Genomic DNA, 17,650 nt, shown 5'->3' with positions numbered 1-17,650 from the left:
TTAGCGCAGGATTCCCAGCTGACGAGCCACCTGGGTCGCTACACCGATGAGTGCGAGCACACCAGAAATGATGCCGACAATGGTTCCAGCATCCATGCCGCCGGAGCTCAAGTCCCCGCCTAGGGACTTCTTGCGCACGGTCACCGTCTTGGTCACCTGGTTGTCCGACACCTGTGGCTGTCCATTGCGCAGTTCATACGTATTAAGCGTGATGGTTGCGGTACCCTCCGACTTGGCCTCATAGGTACCGTCTTCGTTAACATCGAGGACCTCCGGATCACTGGAGCTTGGCGACGCCGCCGGGATCCCCAGCTTTGCTCCCCAGAAACCATCGATACTCAATCCCAAACTGCCTGTGCTGCCGACGCTGGTGCCACCGGTAGTGATGAGATCAGGGTTCCTCACCGCGTCCTCTGGCACAGCGATAGGGAACGCATGGCGGCCCGACGCTAGGCGCTCTGGTTCAAATGGTGTGTCTTTATCCGAATAGAGGCCCGCCGTGACTTTCCCTACCTCGGCTTGGGCAAAATACACGAGCTCAGGGTTGAGAATGGAATGAAGGTGCCCATTACCCGTTGACCGCACGCCGTTTGCGCGAACGAGCTTCTCCCACTCACTGGGGCCTTCATTTCGATGCGTGGACCAAGAGAACACTGCGTCGTCCATTTTCGCGGAGGTCAGGTTCTCGGCCGGATAAGAACTGTCCAGGACTTCTGGTTTTTTAGCGCCAACGGCTCGTTGGTGGTCAAACAGGAAATTACACTCTGCAGCACGCTGCAGCGCGGCATGCTCGAGACCGCGATCCCATGCAATGCCATTCGCGTATTCCTCACGAGTGTTGAACCCGTTGGCACGCGCTGCTTGCTGCAGCGTACCGCCATTGAAAGGAAGATTCGCATCCCATGCCTTACCGCGGAGCTCACGCATCTGGCGAGTCACCAGATCAATCTCAGACTGCATGACGGGATCAGCAAAGGCATAGGCAAGAGCACCGTCGGGATGGTTTACGTCGAGCTCAGCTACCGGAACCGAGCCTGCAGAGGGAAAAGTTGCAGCCGCGGCGACGGGTGCAGCGAAAGCACCGGCCGTCACGGCTGCGGCGGTAGTAAGGGCAAGGACAGAAGTGCGGAAGGACATGGTTCACCCACGAAGGATAGAGAATAGATACATCCTCTACCCTAACGGCACCTATGCCTAGTTGGTGGAAGTATTGGCCTTCTTCTCCTCCGGCTTCGGCAGGAGCAACTCATACACATCGGTATCACGCCACTGGCCAGCGAGTTCACCGTAGGTCATCTTCGCCATGTGAGAGTAGGTGCCCACCTTGACGAATCCGCGGGACTTGTGGAGGCCTGCGGACCCTGCATTCTCCGGGAAGATCCATGAATGGATGGCCCATTTGTGCAGGTCTCGGCACACCTCAATGAGACGGTCCAACAGCGCGCCGCCGATGCCACGGCCTTGTGCCTCAGAGCTGAGATAAATGGAGTCTTCGACCACACCGTGGAACACGGTACGGGAGGATGCTGGTGCAGCACAGACCCAGCCAAGAACCTTCGAGTCATCATCCGCCTCAACAGCAACGAAGACTGACGGCATGATTTTGACGTTCTTAAATTCCTCGAAGGTCAACGATCGGGTCTCGTAAGTGGCGTGACCGGTGTTGAGGCCCTGCTCGTAGATCTCACGCATCTGCGGGTAGTCCGCTGCAGTGAAGGGGCGGATGCGGAAATCCTTCTTCTTGTCGTTCGCGTTTTCGCTCATGATCACAATTATTACTGACCTAGGGTCATCTCTGCCAAGCTAAGGTCACCTCGATCGCCATGCGCGAACGCGCTAATTCTCACCTTCGAGCAGATCGGTGACGAGCTCCGCAATTGCCGAGCGCTCCGAACGCTGCAGGGTGACGTGAGCAAACAATTCGTGACCCTTGAGCTTCTCAATAACCGCTTGGACGCCGTCGTGGCGGCCAACGCGAAGATTGTCGCGTTGCGCCACATCGTGGGTCAGCACCACACGCGAGCCGCGCCCCAGTCGGGACAAAACAGTGAGCAGCACGTTGCGCTCAAGGGACTGGGCTTCATCGACGATGACAAAAGAATCGTGGAGGCTGCGCCCACGAATGTGGGTAAGCGGGAGGACCTCCAGCAGGCCGCGATCCTGCACCTCATCCATGACATTTTCGGACACAAGGCCTTCGAGCGTGTCATACACAGCCTGTGCCCACGGGTTCATCTTTTCGCTCTCAGACCCCGGAAGGTAGCCCAGGGACTGGCCACCCACCGCATACATCGGACGGAAGACCACGATACGGCGGTGCTCACCGCGCTCAAGAACGGCTTCGAGGCCTGCACAGAGGGCCAGCGCGGATTTACCAGTACCAGCGCGACCACCGATGGACATGATGCCCACGGAAGGATCTAGCAGCAGCTCTAGTGCCACGCGCTGCTCGGCTGAGCGGCCTTGGAGACCAAAGACGTTGGCATCGCCACGCACAAGGCGCACGGCGCCTTCCGGAGTTACACGACCAAGCGCTGACTGCGCACCGGCTTGAAGTGTGACTCCACAATGCACAGGCAGATCCTCGACGCGAGTGCCTGTGGTGGTCACGGAGCCATCGATAAGCACCTCGCCTTCGCTGTACAACTCGTCAATGACTTCCGCGGCGGTGTGAATAGTAGCCATACCCGTGTAACCGGTGAGAACGACATCCTGGGCGTGGTATTCATCAGCCTGGAGGCCTACCGCACCGGCCTTCACGCGCAGAGGCACATCCTTGGTCACGAGGACAGTGTCCTTGCCCTCATGCTGGAGGTTGAGCGCGCAGGCCAGAATGCGGTGGTCCCCCTCAGGGCCGCGGAAAGCCGCCGGCAGCAGCGATTGATCCTGGTGGTTGAGTTCCACGCGCAGCGTGCCGCCCTCCGCGTTCACCGGAACTGGATGGTCCAATGCCTCATAGGTGCCGCGAAGATCCTCCAAAAAGCGAAGAGCTTGGCGGGCAAACCAGCCAAGCTCTGGGTGATGACGTTTTCCTTCCAACTCAGAAATCACAACGATGGGCAGCACCACATCGTGCTCGGCGAACTTGCGCAACGCCCAGGGATCGGAGAGAAGGACGGAGGTATCGATGACGTAGGTCTTGGTAGCCACGGCGGCCTCGTTCGGCTGCTCGGTGAGGACGGAAGGATTGGTCATAACGGCAGGGTTCTCCCTTGTGACGCCGCCCCAACTCATCGACCTGGGACGGCGTTGTGAAGCTGGTGATTTTCGAACTATCCAGAAAGCCTGTGGGAGCCTCCGGACACTCCCCAAGCTAGAGGCCGAAGGTTGAAATTACATGGGTGCAAGATGAACAGTATTGAAACGACAATCCCCGGCGCCACACCTTTCCCACGAGTCAACGTGGGTGGCATGGCGCCGGGGAAAGCTAGTAAGAACGAGGAAAGTCTTACTTACTGAATTTACTTGATGGTGGCCTCGTACTTGCCAGACTCACCCTTCATCCAGGAAATGGTGCCGTTGGTGAACTCCTGGATCCAGCCGTTACCCTCGGCCTTCTCCGGGCCAGTCGGCAGCCCGATCTCGCTGTCCACGCCGCCCTCTGCAGCCCAGGTCTCAGCAATCTTACCGATAACCGGCTGTGCACCAGCTTCCTCGCTGAAGGCGAGCAGCTTGTCCTTAGCGAAGGTAGCGACGTTGCCTTCAGCGGAGGTCTCGATGGACTCCGGGTCGCCCCACTCGGCAGCCTTGTCCTTAATAGCCTTGGCAAAGTCGGAAGCAACCTGAACCTCACCGTTGGCGGTCTCGACGCCTTCCATGCCGCCCTCGGAGTCGGAGGACTCGGAAGCGTCTGCGGAGTCGGAGGAATCAGCAGAAGCGGAGGAATCTGCAGAATCAGAAGCGTCTGCGTCCTCGGAGCCCTCAGCGCCCTCGGAAGCCTCAGCCTCGTCGGAACCGTTGACAGAGTCCTTAGCCTCGTTTACTGCGGAACCAGCAGTATCGGTAGCGTCGGCAGCGGCAGACTGTGCAGCGTCGCCAGCGTCCTTAGCGGCATCCTCAGCATCGGAGCAGGCTACAACACCCAGAGACAGGGTGGCAGCGGCGAAACCAGCAGCGAAACGACGGGTCATCTTCTTCATTGTTTATTCCTTTCTCAGTAACTTTCGTTGAGAACGGAGTCCACCGTAGATATCCAAATCTTTTTTGGCCACTATGCGACCCTGTGATTTGACAACAAAAGGGACACCTTAACGGCGTTTGCGCTGATGAGAGCCCTTATATCGTTTCGATAACGGTTTTGAATGTGACGTTCCTTGTGACTTTCTGCGCGCCTGCTTGGCCTTAGCTTTGTCTCGTGCGCTGCGCTTCTGCGCGGTATTGCGGGACGTATTCCGCGTCCGCCCTTTGGCCACGCCGACGAAGTCCTGAATCTCATCGCAGTCATCTTCTTTGCGCCAGACCAGCGCGATCTCAGTCAGAGGAATGGTGGAGTCCGAAAACCCAAGGGCTACTACTTGTTTCTTGCTCAGCACTTTGAGAAGCGGACGGGGAGCAATGGCCACACCCACATTAGCGGCGACGACCTGGAGGGCGGTGCGGACGGAGGGGACGTCGACAAGCGCGTCGGCCCCAATTTTGTAATTAAGAATCTCGTCGGCAATATCCTCCGCGGTGAGCTCCTCCCCCACCTCCGCATAGACAGAGTCCTTGGGCACGGCAATGCCGAGCGCTTCCTCATAAAGTCGCACGACATGGAAGCCGTCATCAATGCGCGGGTCCGGTAAGCGAGTCAGCGCCAGGTCAGCCTCGCCTGCCAACAACGCCGCCATCGAATCATCCGCATCGAACGTCACCAGAGACTCTGGCGAGTGCGAATCGCGGTAGCGGTGGAACCATTTGCCAGGTTCGGTACCAGTGGAAAAGACAAGGCGCAGCATGCACCTCATCCTACGGTGCTGCTACCGTGGTGACCGTGACTGATACCCCTAATATTGATAATGCGACCGAACCTTCCGGCACCGCCATGCGCGCGCAGACCGCCGCAAAGAAGCTGGGCATTTTCCTTCCCGCTACCCCGGAAGAGTTTCAGGCTAACGCTGTAACCCACGCGCAGCTGCGAGATCTCCAGGAGAACCCGCCCGAGTGGCTGGCCACCTTGCGTCGTGAGGGACCGCACCCACGCCCCGTCGTGGCGCAAAAGTTGGGCATCTCCGTGACCGCTCTGAAAAAGAACGATATGGACCGCCCGCTGACCACCGCAGAGATCAAAGAACTCCTCGGCGCAATGCCCGAGTGGCTTGAAGCCGCTCGTAAAGCCCACGCCGAGGAGCGCTCGGAGAATGACAGCGAAGCCTAAACCAGCTTCCACTCCTCAAGGCCGTCATACAGCGGGAAGTCCGCGGCGACCTTCTCAACGCGGGCGCGCAGCTTGGCGACGTCCGCGTTCTTACCGTTAGCCAGTGCCGTACCGATTACGTCGGCGACCTCAGTGAACGCGGCGGCATCCAGGCCGCGGGTAGCCAGGGCCGGAGTACCGATGCGCAGGCCCGAGGTGACCATTGGCGGACGCGGGTCATTCGGCACTGCGTTGCGGTTGACGGTGATGCCGACCTCGTGGAGGAGGTCCTCTGCCTGCTGGCCGTCGAGCTCAGAGTTGCGCAGGTCAACGAGGACGAGGTGTACATCGGTGCCGCCGGTGAGCACGTCCACGCCAGCCTTGGTGCAGTCCTCAGCGGTGAGGCGCTCAGCAAGAATCCGTGCACCTTCGAGGGTGCGTTCCTGGCGCTCCTTGAACTCCTCGGTAGCAGCAATCTTCAGCGCGATAGCCTTCGCTGCCACAACGTGCATGAGCGGACCGCCCTGCTGGCCTGGGAAGACGTTGGAGTTGATCTTCTTCGCGAAATCCTGCTTGGCCAAGATGAGGCCGGAACGCGGGCCGCCTAAGGTCTTGTGCACGGTGGAGGACACAACGTCGGAATGCGGGACTGGGGACGGGTGCAAGCCCGCAGCGACGAGACCGGCAAAGTGTGCCATATCCGTCCACAGGTAGGCCCCCACCTCATCGGCAATGGAACGGAAAGCCTCGAAATCGATGGTGCGCGGGTAGGCTGACCAGCCGGCGATGATGACCTGCGGCTTCTCAGCCAGGGCTTGCTCACGGACCTTGTCCATGTCCAGACGCATGGTCTCCGGATCCACCTCGTAAGCTGCAACCTCGTAAAGTTTGCCGGAGAAGTTGAGCTTCATACCGTGGGTAAGGTGTCCGCCGTGGGCAAGGGACAGGCCCATGATCTTGTCGCCCGGATTGATCAAGGAACCGAGAACAGCGGCGTTGGCCTGGGCTCCGGAGTGCGGCTGAACGTTGGCGAACTCAGCGCCGAAAAGGGACTTAGCGCGGTCACGGGCCAAGTCTTCGACGATGTCCACGTGCTCGCAGCCACCGTAGTAACGGCGGCCCGGGTAGCCCTCCGCGTACTTGTTGGTGAGGACGGAGCCCTGCGCCTGCAACACCGCTCGCGGGACGAAGTTCTCGGAAGCGATCATCTCGAGGGTGCCGCGCTGGCGTGCAATCTCACCGTTGATGGCGTCAAAGACCTCGGGGTCGAGCTCGCGCATCTCTTGGTAGCGCAGGTCAGCAGAATTCGGAGTGGTCATGGAAACGTAAAGTCCCTTCTTAAAGATGGTCCTGAGAAATATCGCCGAAGCTTGTTCTACATCCTAATGCCCGCCTCCCCCGCGCGGGGGACTTTTCATTCGCACCAATTTGCACACCCGGGATACGCGAGTGGAACAATGGTCGGCATGGCGCGAATGACCGATGCGAGCCCGTACCTCGATTTTGACCGCGATACGTGGCGCGCCCTGCGAAAATCCATGCCGCAGGTGTTGACGGAAACTGAGGTAGAGAAGCTACGCGGCATCGGTGACCGCATCGACCTCACGGAGGTGGCCGAGGTTTATCTTCCCCTGTCTCGTCTCATCCACATGCAGGTCAAGGCCCGCCAGGAGCTCACTGCTGCTACCGAAGGCTTCTTAGGCAATCCGCCCACGCACGTACCCTTCGTCATCGCGGTGGCCGGTTCTGTCGCTGTAGGTAAGTCCACGACGGCGCGTCTTCTCCAAGTCTTGCTGCAGCGTTGGGACTCCCACCCCAAGGTGGATCTCGTCACCACGGATGGCTTCCTCTACCCCACTGCTTATCTCAAAGAGCACGGTCTGATGCAGCGCAAAGGATATCCGGAATCCTATGATCGACGGGCGCTGATGCGTTTTGTCACCGATGTGAAGTCCGGCAAGCCTCTGGTGAAAGCACCGCTGTACTCGCACGTGTCCTATGACATCGTTCCGGATGAGTATCAAGAGGTTCATCAGCCGGACATCCTCATTCTTGAAGGACTTAACGTGTTGCAGACCGGGCCAACACTCATGGTCTCCGATCTCTTTGACTTTTCTGTCTACGTTGACGCCCGCGTCGACGATATTGAGCACTGGTACATTGAGCGCTTCCTCAAGCTCCGCCATACCGCCTTCCGCGAGCCCGGCGCACACTTCGCGTCTTTCGCCGACATGACAGATGACGAAGCTTATGAGCAGGCACGTGAAATTTGGCAGTCCATTAACCTGCCCAACCTCATTGAAAACATCCTGCCCACCCGCGTACGTGCGTCGCTTGTGCTATGCAAGGGTTCCCACCACTTGGTGGACCGGGTGCGAATGCGAAAGCTTTAGCGTCCGAAGCGGCGCGAGCGCTGCGAATAATCGCGTAGGGCGCGCAGGAAATCGACGCGCCTGAAGGCAGGCCAATACGTATCAGTGAACCAGATTTCGGAGTAGGCAGCCTGCCACAACAGGAAGCCTGACAGGCGCTGCTCACCGGACGTGCGAATCACCAGATCCGGATCTGGCAGCCCCTTGGTGTAGAGGTTCCCGGTGATGGCCTCCGCGGTCACCGTATCCGCAATTTCCTCCGCGCTCAGCCCCTTCTGGGCTTCGCTGCGGATGAGGTTTTGGACGGCGTCGACAATCTCCTGACGCCCGCCGTAGCCCACGGCGATGTTAACGATGACGCCCTTATGGTCCTCCGTAGCCTCAGCGGCGCAGCGCATCTTCTCGGTGACCTTCTCGGGGAGCAGATCTAGGTGGCCTACGAGGCGAATCTGGCAGTCCAGGTCTCCCTGGGATAGGTGAGTAACCACATCAGAAATAATGTCGAAAAGCAGCTGCACTTCCTGCTGGCTACGCTTCAGGTTCTCGGTGGAGAGCAAGTAAATGGTAACGACTTCGATGTCGGTGCCGTGGCACCACGAAATCATCTCACTAATCTTTCGCGCGCCTTGCCTGTGGCCGTGACTAATGTCCGTGAAGCCGGCCTCGCGCGCCCACCGGCGGTTACCATCCGCCATGATGGCTACGTGGCGCGGTTGCGGCTTGCCCTTAATCTCGCGCGTCAGGCGCGCCTCGTAGAGAGGGTAAAGCGCTTGGTTAAGGATATTCACGGTCTCGCCCTCCGCTTTAGAAGATGGACTTCTTACTGGTATCGAGGATGCCGGCTTCCTTCATGGCGGCATCAACAGCCTCGTCATCGAAGGGATCAATGCCGTGGTCCTGTGCAAACATGGTGCGACGGCGGAAGCGCGAATAGCGGCGGTGGAAGTTCCAACCAGCAAACAGTACTGCCACGCCCATAAGTGCAAGGATGAGCAGACCGATGGGCGAGGCCTTACCAAACTCCGGGCCCACAGGCCCGCTCTGTGCTCCCTGGGCGAGCAGGGCGACGTCGTGTGCCGCGAAGTACAAAGCGTTCATGCTTTAAGACTCCCCTACTTCCGGGATTCCCGCAAATAAATCATTTTCGGGCAGCTCTGTGGACACACGCGTCTTAGCCAGCTCGAATTCCTCCGTGGGCCAGTACTGTTGCTGAATATCGACAGGAGTGGCCAGGAAGGCTCCTGCAGGATCGATCTGGGTGGCGTGAGCACGCAATGCATCCTCACGGTTCTGGAAATAATCGGCGCACTCCACCTGCGTGGTGACGCGCGCCATGATGTCACCGAAGGTGGTGTCCCACCGCGCGAGCATCGGCTCATAAGGGCTGGTCTTGCCTTCCTCAATGAGGAGGTCATGGAAGATCTTCATGCGCTGGTACACAAACCCGTGGCTGTAGTAGAGCTTCTTGGGCTCCCACGGCTGGCCGAGTTCGGGGTGGTAGGTCTCATCCCCAGCCTTGTCCCACGCGATGATGGAGGAGCGGTACACCATGAGGTGATCCGGGTGCGGGTAGCCACCGTTCTCGTCATAGGTGATGATGACCTGGGGCTTGAACTCGCGAATAATCTCCACGAGTTCCTGAGCCACCTCATCATCCTCCTTGAGCGCGAAGCAGCCCTCCGGGAGCATCTTCTTGATGTTGGGGTCCAGCGGATTGCCCGGAAGACCGGAATCGACGTGGCCAAGCCAGCGGTGCTGAATACCTAACGCCGCGGCCGCCTCAGCCATCTCCTCTCGGCGAATGCTCCCGATGTTTTCCAGCACGCCAGGGCGATCCATCGCGGGGTTAATGATGTCTCCGCGCTCACCACCAGTACAGGTGACCACGAGGACCTCTGCACCTTCTGCCGCATATTTTGCGGTAGTGGCGGCGCCCTTCGACGATTCATCGTCCGGGTGCGCGTGAATAGCTAGCAGGCGCTTAGTGCTCACTGGGTGATACATCTCCCTCAATATTCGTCTTAAACAAGGGCCTAGTCTAGTGGATAGTTTGTTATTGACGAAGGTTGGTTAGAATCAGACTCATGTCTTCTGCCGGTTCTGCTCGCCCTGCCTCCCGTTCCCAATCCCGCTACGGTTCCGCACCAAAGAACAAGGGCTCGTGGACAAACCGGGCACTCGTCCTCATTTTTGCAGCGACGTTTATCGCTCTCATCGTCTTCGGCATACGGTATTTCCAGACACAGCAGAAGGTCAACGCACACATTTCCTATGTTTCGCACGAAATCATCTCTGACGATACCGCCCGCGTCTGGGTTGATATCACCCGTAACCGCGTTGAAGAACCTGCCTACTGCATTGTCCAGGCCTTCGATTACTCCAAGGCTGAAGTCGGCCGCCGCGAAATAGCGGTCCCTGCCGGCGGTGACGACGCACAGCGCATCGCTATCGATATCCCCACAAACCATCGCGCCGTCGCCGGTGGCGCCTACGGCTGCTCCGGCAATATTCCTTCGTACTTGGACATCGATTCGATGGACAACGTCACTTTCGAGGGTGCGGCAACCCATAGCTAAAAGCCCAGCTATGCTAGTATGTTGAGCGTTCTGAATGGGCTGCACCACCTGCGCTTTTGCGCCCATTCGTTGAAAAAATTACCCGTAGACGGAAGGTTGCACCATGGCTGAGCAGCAGAAGCAGTATATTACCCCGGAAACCAAGGCCAAGCTCGAGGCCGAGCTGCAGGCCCTCATCGACCACCGACCGGTCGTCGCCGCTGAAATTAACGAGCGCCGCGAGGAGGGCGACCTCAAGGAGAACGCCGGCTACGACGCCGCGCGTGAGATGCAGGACCAGGAAGAGGCCCGCATTAAGCAGATCTCCGAGGTTCTGGCTAACTCCACCACCGAGCGTGCCGCTATGCAGGAGGGCGTTGCTGACATCGGCTCCGTTGTCCACGTCTACTACAACGGCGACGAAGAGGACCGCGAGACCTTCCTCATCGGTACCCGCGCCGCCGCTTCCGACAACAAGGATCTGGAGACCTACTCCGAGCAGTCCCCGCTGGGTGCTGCACTGCTTGGCGCGTCTGAAGGCGAGACCCGCGAGTACACCGCACCGAATGGCAAGACCATTTCAGTGACCGTGGTTTCTGCTGCACCGTATGATTCTGCAAAGGCCGCCACGCCGCGCCAGTCCTAATTTATACTGCTCTACGTCACTGTATTTCTGAGAAAGAGTTACACCCATGAAGAAGTTCACTCGTTTCGCAGCCGCTGGTGTGGCTGTTACTGCTGGTCTCACTCTCGCCGCGTGCCACCCGCCGAGCCAGCAAGATTCCTCCGAGAAGGTTGAAACCGCCGCTACTTTCGAGGGCGAGGCCCCGGGAGCCGGCGCAGCCGAATCCTCCGAGTCTGCAGATGCCACCGACGTCGTTGGCACCGAAGCTGCCACCGAGACCGCGGTAGCTCCGGCTGAATACACCACTGCCCCGGTTCAGCAGTAAGCTCAACGGCATCTTAAAGCGAGAGCGGCGCCCCGAATAATCCGGCGCCGCTTTTAGCGTTTTGAGGGCACTTCCCCTCCACCGCCTTACACCTAGTTTTCTTCGCGGGCCCAATCCCCAATAACCCCTGGCAGCACCGCAGGGGCTTCGCCTAATAGGTCGCGGCGGTTGGGATCGCGCTCTACCTGCGTGGTAACGGATTTGATTCGCCGTTCACCATCGCCGCCACGTGCCATCCCACCCATCAACGGCATCATGCGCATCCCCGCACCACGGGAATTGCCAACACCCGGCTTCGCACCGTGCGCTCCGCCGGCAGCACCCACGACACCACCGGCGTTGCCGACGGCACCAGGACCGGCCACGCCGCCCATGCCACCCACACCAACGGCACCACTGCCTGCATTACCGCCCAGGAGGCCATTGCCGCTTAGCGACGCCCGCCCCTCCCGCTGCTGACCAGCCCCTGTTACGGCCCCGGGAAGTCCACCGAGTACCGGATGCGTTCCGGTCTGCAGCCCGCCGAAGGAGGAATTCAAGCCGCCCAAGCCCGCCGCGGAAGTGGTTGGATTCGCTGATGCCTCCGGCAAACGACCATTGAGTCCCGCAATTCCTCCGAGAAGCTGGAAGGATACCACGCATGAGGAATTAAAAACCTTAACCTGAGGCTCCTCCCCGCCGCTGCGGGGAGGACCTGATAAAAACTGGCTGGAACCGAATGGTTGAGGGGGCTATCCCCGCGCCTGCTGTGTGGGGTGGGTCTTTAACGGAAATCGAGTGGCGCGTGTCGTGGGTTAGCCTGTCAGGTTGGGAAGGAAAGATACCAGTTCAGGGAAGACAATCAAGATGGCAACGACCGCAATGTCAGCCAGGATAAATGGGACAATACCCTTAAATACGGTGACGAGACCTGCTTCCGGGACGGCCCCGGAGTAGACAAAGGCGTTCATGCCCACAGGTGGGGTAATCAGTGCCATCTCAGCAACCTTGACGATCAAGATGCCTAGCCATACACCCTCGAAACCGTAACCAGTCAAAATAGGGTGCAGCAGTGGTGCGGCAATCAAAACCATGGAGATGCCATCGAGAAACATTCCCAGTGGAATCAGCAGGAGCAGGCACAGCACTAAGACCAGGTAGGGCGGGAAATCTGCCTCTACAACGTTCGAGACCAGTGTGCTAGAGGCACCGGACAGTGCCAGGAAGTAGGTAAATACTCCCGCCCCGGCCATGAGCAAGAACGTCATCGCAGTCAGGCCGACGGCTTCGGTGGCTGTTTCTTTCAGCTGCGCGAGCCATTGCGGTGGTTTGGTGCGCAGGAAGAAGATGATAAATGCGACAATCGCGCCAAAGGAGGCTGCCTCGGTCGGGGTGGCCACGCCGAGGTAGATGGTTCCGATTGAGGCTAAGAAGATAACCGCGAGGTAGCCCACGCCGAGTAGGTCAAGCTTCGGGGAGGTCAGGGCGTTCTCGGCTTTGTCGTTGGTAGCGTCGAGGACGGTGGTGTCTGGGTTTTTCTCGAAGTGGGCCACCAGGATAGCGATGATGCTGTAGGCGGCGATGGTGATAAGTCCAGGGATAATTCCGGCAATAAGCAGGTCGCCGATGGATTCGTTGGTGACGACTCCGTAGAGGACGAGGACGATTGATGGTGGGATAAGAACGCCGAGAGTGCCGCCTGCTGAGACCACGCCTGCGGCGAGTTTGATGGAGTGCCCAGCCGAGACGATGGCGTTAGTTGAGATGCGGGCCATGGTGGCCACGGTGGCCACACTTGAGCCGGTGACGGCTGCGAATAGACCCGAACCAGCGATTGAGGCTAGTGCAGTGCCGCCGGGTAGGCGGGTGAGCAATTTCGAGGCGAGGTTAAAGGCCGCATCGGCTAGTCCTGCGTTCACGGCAAGGATCCCCATGAGGATAAACAGCGGGATGATAGTTAGCGCGTAGTCGGCGGCGACGGAAAATGGCGCGTTGGAGGCTGTTCCCACCGCTGCATCCAGGCTGCGTAGTAGAGCTGTACCGACGAGCCCGGCTACGGTAAGCGAGAGTGCAACGTGGAGCCGGATTGCTAGTAGGACCAGGAAGAGGATAACTACTCCGGCGACAATGAGAATTACTTCGGTTGTCACGACACGTCCTCCTTAGCAGTCGGTATGGTGGTGTTGGTCAGGAAGCCGATTTCTTTGCCTATCGCGGAGATAAAGAACAGGCCGAATGAGATTAAGATGACGGCTTTAGCTGGCCAGGTGTGCAGCCGCAGGAGGTCGTTGGTGGTGTCGTTACGCTCAAACGCACTAAACGCCTCGCCCAGCATCCCGTACAGCAGGAGTACGGCCAGAACTGTGATGATGGCCAGGCGGATGATGGAGAAGATTTTTCGGGTACGTGAGCTACGGCTGGCTTCTACGAGGTCAACTGAGACATGTGTGCCGGACAGTTCGGCTCTCGATAGGCCAAGAAATGCGATGCCCACCAGGGTCAGCGTCGTGATCTCGTATACGCCAAGGATCGAGCCGTTGCCAGTGGTGCGGCTTATTACATCTGCCACGGTCAGGGCACCGGAAATGAGGATGGCAACGCCGGCAATCATGCTCAGGAGGCCAGAGATTTTCTCAATTAAGGGCATGAACTTATTCATGTGTGTTCACCTCATTGTCGATACACTGGTCGAGTGCGTCTTTGTAGGTGGAGTTGTCTTCTTCTTCGGACAAGATTCGCCGGTAGTCGTCGATGACGGTGCGCGCGTTGTAGCCGCGTGACTCGTTGCGTGAGATCCATTCGTCGACGACGGTGCTGGCTTCTTCGAGTGCGGCCATTTCGTCTTCGGGCCAGCGGATAAATTCTGTACCTACGTCCTTTGCGAGGGCGCAGGCTAGAGTGCCCTCTTTATCGAGCTCTTTGAGGCCAATGTTGATGGCTTCTTCTGAGGCTTGGAGTAGGGCTTGTTGGTAGTTCTCCGGCATTTTGTCGAAGAGGTCTTCGCTCATGCCCACCAGTGAGGAGCCGTAAAGGCCGACTCCTGGGTTGGAGATGTAGTTGGTGTTTTCTGCCAGGCCAAAGGTGGGCATGTTGGACATTCCCAGAGAGGTGTAGCCGTCGATGATGCCACGTTCCATGGATTCGTAGACATCGGTGGCGGTCATGGCCACGGGGTTGGCCCCGCCTTGCTGCATGACCTGGGCGACAAGGCCGCCGGAGCGGATGTTTTTATTGGTCAGGTCATCGCTGCCGGTGACTTGTGTGGTGGTGCCGAGGACGGCTACGCCGACGGGGAGTGGGAAGAGTTGGCGGGTGCCGCGTTTGTCGAAATCTTCGCGGTATTCTGCGCTTTCTTCGTACATGCGTTGAACAGCTCGCATGTGAGCGTGTGGGTTTTGGGTTTCAAAGGGTAGTTCCGCTACGGTGTACATGGGAAGATCGGAGGCAGAGTAGAGGGAGGCGACTTGGGCGATGTCGGCGCGGCCATCGACGATGGCGTTGGCGGCTTCATCTGCTCCAATGAGGCTCTGGGAATAGTGAAAGCGCACGGTTACTGCCCCGCCGGTGAGTTCTTCTACTCGTTTGGCCCAGGCTTGGACGGTTTTGGATTGGTCGGAGACTGAGTTGGAGTAGGTGGCGTAGTGCAGCTCGTAGGTGTCTTGGTTGTCTGCGCACGCGCTTAGCCCTAGTGACAGTGTTACTGCTGTCAGGGTGGCTAGGAGCGTGCGGGCTGGCTTTTTAGGCATTGGTGCCTGCCTTGACGCTAAACCTCCGTAGGTGGATGGCGGGGTTGGTGGTGCGGGCAGCATTAACCTCTGCCATGTTGATGGTGGTCTGGGCAGTACCTGGGGTAGGACCGAGGGAGGTTAGGGGGACACCGGAGGGGCTGATGATGGTGCTGTGGCCGACTCCGTGGGGTTGGGTTTGGTCGGCGGCGATGACGAAGACGGTGTTTTCGATGGCGCGGGCGCGTAGCAGGGTTTCCCAGTGGTATTCCTTTTGCGGGCCGGGCGCCCATTCTGCGGGCAGGGCGATGGTGTTTGCACCTGCGTCGAGGAGTCGGCGACTGATTTCTGGGAAGCGCAGGTCGTAGCAGGTTTGCAGGCCAATGATCAGGTCGCCAACGGTGAACAGTTGGGGTTCTTCGATGGCGCCTGGTTCGACGACAGCGGATTCGGTAACTCCAAATGCATCGTAGAGGTGGATTTTGCGGTAGACAGCTTGTATTTCGCCGTTGTTGATGCCTAGGAGGGTATTGTGGATTTTTTCTTTGTCCTCAACTTTTTCGTTCATGCCGAAGATGATGGCGATGCCTAGGTCAGCGCTTAGGGCGGTGATGGTTTTTACGGCGTTGCCGTCGAGTGGTTCGGCGTTGTCGATGAATGTGTGGTCAACGATTGGGTTGGTGAATATGGAGTATTCAGGAAAGACTACGAGATCTGCGCCGTTGGTTTTGGCTTCGGTGGCCAAGGTGGTGATGGTGTCGAGGTTGGTGGTGGTGTCGGTGGTGGGGCCGAATTGGGCGACTGCGACTGTGGTCATGGTGGGTGCTCCTGGTTAGTTGTTGTTGGCGTTGATGATGTCGGTGGTTTGTTGTGCGGCTTGTTCGAATCCACTGAGAAGTACTCCGAACTGCATGGTGGCGATGATGGTGTGTGCGCCGTGTTGTACTGCGAGTTTCTTTTCTTGTTCAGACCAGGCTGGCAGTATCCAGGGCTTGTTGGCATTGTTGGCGGCCTGAGCGATGGTTGCTACGTCGTCGAGGGCTTGACCTTGGGGCTCGTATGCGCCGTGACCCCGTGACATAGACAGATCGGAGGGGCCGATGAATACGCCGTCTACGGTGCCGAGAGCGAGGATGTCGTCGATTTCGTCAAATGCGGTGGCATCTTCGATCATGGCGTAGCACTTGGTATTGGTGTCTTGGTCTGTGACCCAGGCGTTGGTGAAGCCGACGTAGGAGGAGGTACGTCCACCTGCGAATGAGCGTTGGCCGAGTGGGGGGAATTTGGCGTAGGCGGTGATGGCGCGGGCGTGGTCGGCGGATTCGATGTGTGGGATTGCTACTGCGTCGGCTCCGAGATCGAGGGCTTGTTGGATGGCTTCACGGTTAGGGCCGGTGACTTTGACAATGGAGGTCATGTCGTTGGCGTTGATTAGTGGGAGCATCCAGTCGAGTGCATGAAGAGAGTAGGGGCCATGCTCTACATCCAGGACGATGGTGTCGTAGCCTGCGATTTTCGCGATTTCGATTGCGGCGGCTGAGGGTTCGGTGAGCCAGACGGCGGTGTTTGGGGCATGGGTCATAATTCCTCCAAAGTGTGCGGTATACTTCGTGTATACATCGATTGTGTCGTGGGTCATAGACTAGAAGTGTTATAGAATCTTGTCAACCACCAAAGGAAAAAACGTGAGCCAACCAGCACCTAGAATCTCCGCAGCCAACAAAGCCTTTAATCTCATTAGCCAGAACATCCTCGCAGGTAAATACCTGCCCGGCATGATCCTCGAAGAGCAATTCCTGGTCGCCGAAACGGGTGTCTCCCGCACCCCCATCAGAGAGGCGCTTTTCCGACTTCAAGCAGACAGCTACGTCGAACTGGAGGCCCGACGCGGCGCACAAGTTAAGAAAATCACCGTTGTTGATCTGCGCGAAGTCTACGAAACCCGCCTCGTCATCGAATCAGCCGCCATGCGGCGCATCTGCGACCACTGCCTGCCCATCCCACCAACCGCCGATGCTATCTCGCGCCAGCAGCAAGCAGCCAAAGAAGACGACGACTGGGTAGCCTTTGGTGGCCTGGACCAGGAGTTTCACGCAGAAATCGTCAAAGCCGCCGGCAACACAACCCTCTATAACCTCTATCAATCCCTGCGCTCACTCCATGTGCGCATCGCCATTAGAGCCATCCAAGAATCCCCCGCCCGCGCGGCCACGATTAACCAAGAGCACCACAAAATCCTTACCTCCCTGCGTGAGCGCGACATAGATGCCGCGTTGACCTGCCTGAAAGAACACCTCATGGATGTCCCCGAAGTCATCAACGCACTCAGCACGGGCTAACTACTCCCCCACCCCACCTGGCCGCGTGATGCTACCAAGAACCGGCGGTCAGGCAGTGCACGGCCTGGGCGGTGATATTGCTGCACGTCAATGCCAGATTATCTTTACCACCTGACTCTTCGACAGTACCTGGGTTAATAGCTACCCAGCCATCATCGACGCGCAGCCAGACTAGGTGCGGTTGATCAAGGGTGCCAGCTTCCAGGTGCACCATGAGCGCAACAGCGCTGCGTTCACTTCCATCGTCCTCGCCTGTCCAGGTTGCGGACAATTCCACCTAGGGGTCTTTATCGTCCAGGGTGTCGAGGAGTTCTTCTACGTCCGTCGCACTTGGGAGTGCCACAGCCTGCGATAGGGTCGAGGGGAGCTAAGAGCTTGGCCTCAGTACGCGGTGC

Annotated in this window: 22 protein-coding genes; 6 read left to right on the top strand and 16 right to left on the bottom strand. The window is 58.5% G+C overall.

Features of this window, described 5'->3' with window-relative positions:
- The 5 genes from CSING_RS04965 to CSING_RS04945 all read right to left on the bottom strand — a co-directional run bounded on the left by CSING_RS04965 (nucleotide 1) and on the right by CSING_RS04945 (nucleotide 4,937).
- Nucleotides 1–1,137 (bottom strand): hypothetical protein, encoded by a 1,137-nt coding sequence (locus CSING_RS04965; RefSeq protein ID WP_042530234.1) that lies wholly within the window; start codon nucleotides 1,135–1,137, stop codon nucleotides 1–3.
- A 57-nt stretch (nucleotides 1,138–1,194) separates the two neighbouring features.
- Nucleotides 1,195–1,764, bottom strand: a complete 570-nt coding sequence (locus CSING_RS04960; protein ID WP_042533174.1) for a GNAT family N-acetyltransferase — start codon at nucleotides 1,762–1,764, stop codon at nucleotides 1,195–1,197.
- Between the two features lie 72 nt (nucleotides 1,765–1,836).
- Nucleotides 1,837–3,195, bottom strand: a complete 1,359-nt coding sequence (locus CSING_RS04955) for a PhoH family protein (protein ID WP_042530232.1) — start codon at nucleotides 3,193–3,195, stop codon at nucleotides 1,837–1,839.
- Between the two features lie 266 nt (nucleotides 3,196–3,461).
- On the bottom strand, nucleotides 3,462–4,139 hold the full coding sequence (locus CSING_RS04950; RefSeq protein ID WP_042530230.1) for an LGFP repeat-containing protein: 678 nt from the start codon (nucleotides 4,137–4,139) through the stop codon (nucleotides 3,462–3,464).
- 108 nt (nucleotides 4,140–4,247) lie between these two features.
- Nucleotides 4,248–4,937, bottom strand: a complete 690-nt coding sequence (locus tag CSING_RS04945; RefSeq protein WP_042530228.1) for a LysR family transcriptional regulator substrate-binding protein — start codon at nucleotides 4,935–4,937, stop codon at nucleotides 4,248–4,250.
- An 86-nt stretch (nucleotides 4,938–5,023) separates the two neighbouring features.
- On the opposite strand from CSING_RS04945, the gene CSING_RS04940 reads away from it, so the two are divergent.
- Nucleotides 5,024–5,356 (top strand): DUF5997 family protein, encoded by a 333-nt coding sequence (locus tag CSING_RS04940; RefSeq protein ID WP_141741459.1) that lies wholly within the window; start codon nucleotides 5,024–5,026, stop codon nucleotides 5,354–5,356.
- On the opposite strand, the gene glyA is transcribed toward CSING_RS04940, so the two are convergent.
- Nucleotides 5,353–6,654: a serine hydroxymethyltransferase gene (gene glyA, locus CSING_RS04935; RefSeq protein WP_042530224.1), complete on the bottom strand. Its 1,302-nt coding sequence runs from the start codon at nucleotides 6,652–6,654 to the stop codon at nucleotides 5,353–5,355. The genes CSING_RS04940 and glyA overlap by 4 nt on opposite strands.
- A 147-nt stretch (nucleotides 6,655–6,801) precedes the next feature.
- Between glyA and coaA the strand changes: the two genes are divergently transcribed.
- Nucleotides 6,802–7,728 carry a type I pantothenate kinase gene (coaA, locus tag CSING_RS04930; RefSeq protein ID WP_042533172.1) on the top strand — a complete coding sequence of 309 codons (927 nt, stop codon included), beginning with the start codon at nucleotides 6,802–6,804 and terminating at the stop codon, nucleotides 7,726–7,728.
- Here the strand turns inward: coaA and CSING_RS04925 are convergent.
- From CSING_RS04925 to mca, 3 genes are read right to left on the bottom strand one after another with little or no spacing between them, the layout of a single operon-like run.
- Nucleotides 7,725–8,495, bottom strand: a complete 771-nt coding sequence (locus CSING_RS04925; RefSeq protein ID WP_042530221.1) for an isoprenyl transferase — start codon at nucleotides 8,493–8,495, stop codon at nucleotides 7,725–7,727. The two genes, coaA and CSING_RS04925, sit on opposite strands and share 4 nt — an antisense overlap.
- 16 nt (nucleotides 8,496–8,511) lie before the next feature.
- Nucleotides 8,512–8,805 carry a hypothetical protein gene (locus CSING_RS04920; protein ID WP_042530219.1) on the bottom strand — a complete coding sequence of 98 codons (294 nt, stop codon included), beginning with the start codon at nucleotides 8,803–8,805 and terminating at the stop codon, nucleotides 8,512–8,514.
- A gap of 3 nt (nucleotides 8,806–8,808) precedes the next feature.
- Nucleotides 8,809–9,699, bottom strand: a complete 891-nt coding sequence (gene mca / locus CSING_RS04915) for a mycothiol conjugate amidase Mca (RefSeq protein ID WP_042530218.1) — start codon at nucleotides 9,697–9,699, stop codon at nucleotides 8,809–8,811.
- 92 nt (nucleotides 9,700–9,791) lie between these two features.
- On the opposite strand from mca, the gene CSING_RS04910 reads away from it, so the two are divergent.
- The 3 genes from CSING_RS04910 to CSING_RS04900 all read left to right on the top strand — a co-directional run bounded on the left by CSING_RS04910 (nucleotide 9,792) and on the right by CSING_RS04900 (nucleotide 11,212).
- Complete coding sequence (locus tag CSING_RS04910; RefSeq protein WP_042530216.1) at nucleotides 9,792–10,283, top strand: DUF4307 domain-containing protein; 492 nt, start codon at nucleotides 9,792–9,794, stop codon at nucleotides 10,281–10,283.
- Nucleotides 10,284–10,386: 103 nt separating this feature from the next.
- Nucleotides 10,387–10,908, top strand: a complete 522-nt coding sequence (gene greA / locus CSING_RS04905; RefSeq protein WP_042530214.1) for a transcription elongation factor GreA — start codon at nucleotides 10,387–10,389, stop codon at nucleotides 10,906–10,908.
- Nucleotides 10,909–10,954: 46 nt separating this feature from the next.
- Nucleotides 10,955–11,212, top strand: a complete 258-nt coding sequence (locus CSING_RS04900) for a hypothetical protein (protein ID WP_042530212.1) — start codon at nucleotides 10,955–10,957, stop codon at nucleotides 11,210–11,212.
- A 92-nt stretch (nucleotides 11,213–11,304) separates the two neighbouring features.
- Here the strand turns inward: CSING_RS04900 and CSING_RS04895 are convergent, their stop codons facing one another.
- From CSING_RS04895 to CSING_RS04870, 6 genes are all read right to left on the bottom strand, one after another.
- Nucleotides 11,305–11,850 (bottom strand): hypothetical protein, encoded by a 546-nt coding sequence (locus tag CSING_RS04895; protein WP_236684039.1) that lies wholly within the window; start codon nucleotides 11,848–11,850, stop codon nucleotides 11,305–11,307.
- Between the two features lie 156 nt (nucleotides 11,851–12,006).
- Nucleotides 12,007–13,341, bottom strand: coding sequence for a TRAP transporter large permease (locus tag CSING_RS04890; protein ID WP_042530209.1), 1,335 nt, complete (start codon nucleotides 13,339–13,341; stop codon nucleotides 12,007–12,009).
- On the bottom strand, nucleotides 13,338–13,850 hold the full coding sequence (locus tag CSING_RS04885; RefSeq protein ID WP_042530207.1) for a TRAP transporter small permease subunit: 513 nt from the start codon (nucleotides 13,848–13,850) through the stop codon (nucleotides 13,338–13,340). Before CSING_RS04885 ends, CSING_RS04890 begins: the two co-directional genes overlap by 4 nt.
- Nucleotides 13,843–14,937 (bottom strand): TRAP transporter substrate-binding protein DctP, encoded by a 1,095-nt coding sequence (gene dctP, locus CSING_RS04880; protein ID WP_201773968.1) that lies wholly within the window; start codon nucleotides 14,935–14,937, stop codon nucleotides 13,843–13,845. The genes CSING_RS04885 and dctP overlap by 8 nt, the downstream gene beginning before the upstream one ends.
- On the bottom strand, nucleotides 14,930–15,733 hold the full coding sequence (locus CSING_RS04875) for a carbon-nitrogen hydrolase family protein (RefSeq protein ID WP_042530203.1): 804 nt from the start codon (nucleotides 15,731–15,733) through the stop codon (nucleotides 14,930–14,932). Before CSING_RS04875 ends, dctP begins: the two co-directional genes overlap by 8 nt.
- A gap of 15 nt (nucleotides 15,734–15,748) precedes the next feature.
- On the bottom strand, nucleotides 15,749–16,555 hold the full coding sequence (locus tag CSING_RS04870; RefSeq protein WP_236684038.1) for an HpcH/HpaI aldolase family protein: 807 nt from the start codon (nucleotides 16,553–16,555) through the stop codon (nucleotides 15,749–15,751).
- A 46-nt stretch (nucleotides 16,556–16,601) separates the two neighbouring features.
- Here CSING_RS04870 and CSING_RS04865 point away from each other — a divergent pair, with 46 nt between their 5' ends.
- A complete protein-coding gene (locus tag CSING_RS04865; RefSeq protein ID WP_052471387.1) occupies nucleotides 16,602–17,255 on the top strand; it encodes a GntR family transcriptional regulator in 654 nt (217 codons plus the stop codon).
- A 31-nt stretch (nucleotides 17,256–17,286) separates the two neighbouring features.
- Here the strand turns inward: CSING_RS04865 and CSING_RS04860 are convergent, their stop codons facing one another.
- The gene (locus tag CSING_RS04860) at nucleotides 17,287–17,532 is read right to left on the bottom strand and encodes a hypothetical protein (protein WP_042530196.1); all 246 of its coding nucleotides are present in this window, start codon (nucleotides 17,530–17,532) and stop codon (nucleotides 17,287–17,289) included.
- Between the last annotated feature and the right edge of the window lie 118 nt (nucleotides 17,533–17,650).

The organism is Corynebacterium singulare (assembly GCF_000833575.1).
Classification (GTDB): Bacteria; Actinomycetota; Actinomycetes; order Mycobacteriales; family Mycobacteriaceae; genus Corynebacterium; species Corynebacterium singulare.
Note: the sequence above shows the minus strand (reverse complement) of the source record. Positions and strands in the feature narration are given on the sequence as shown.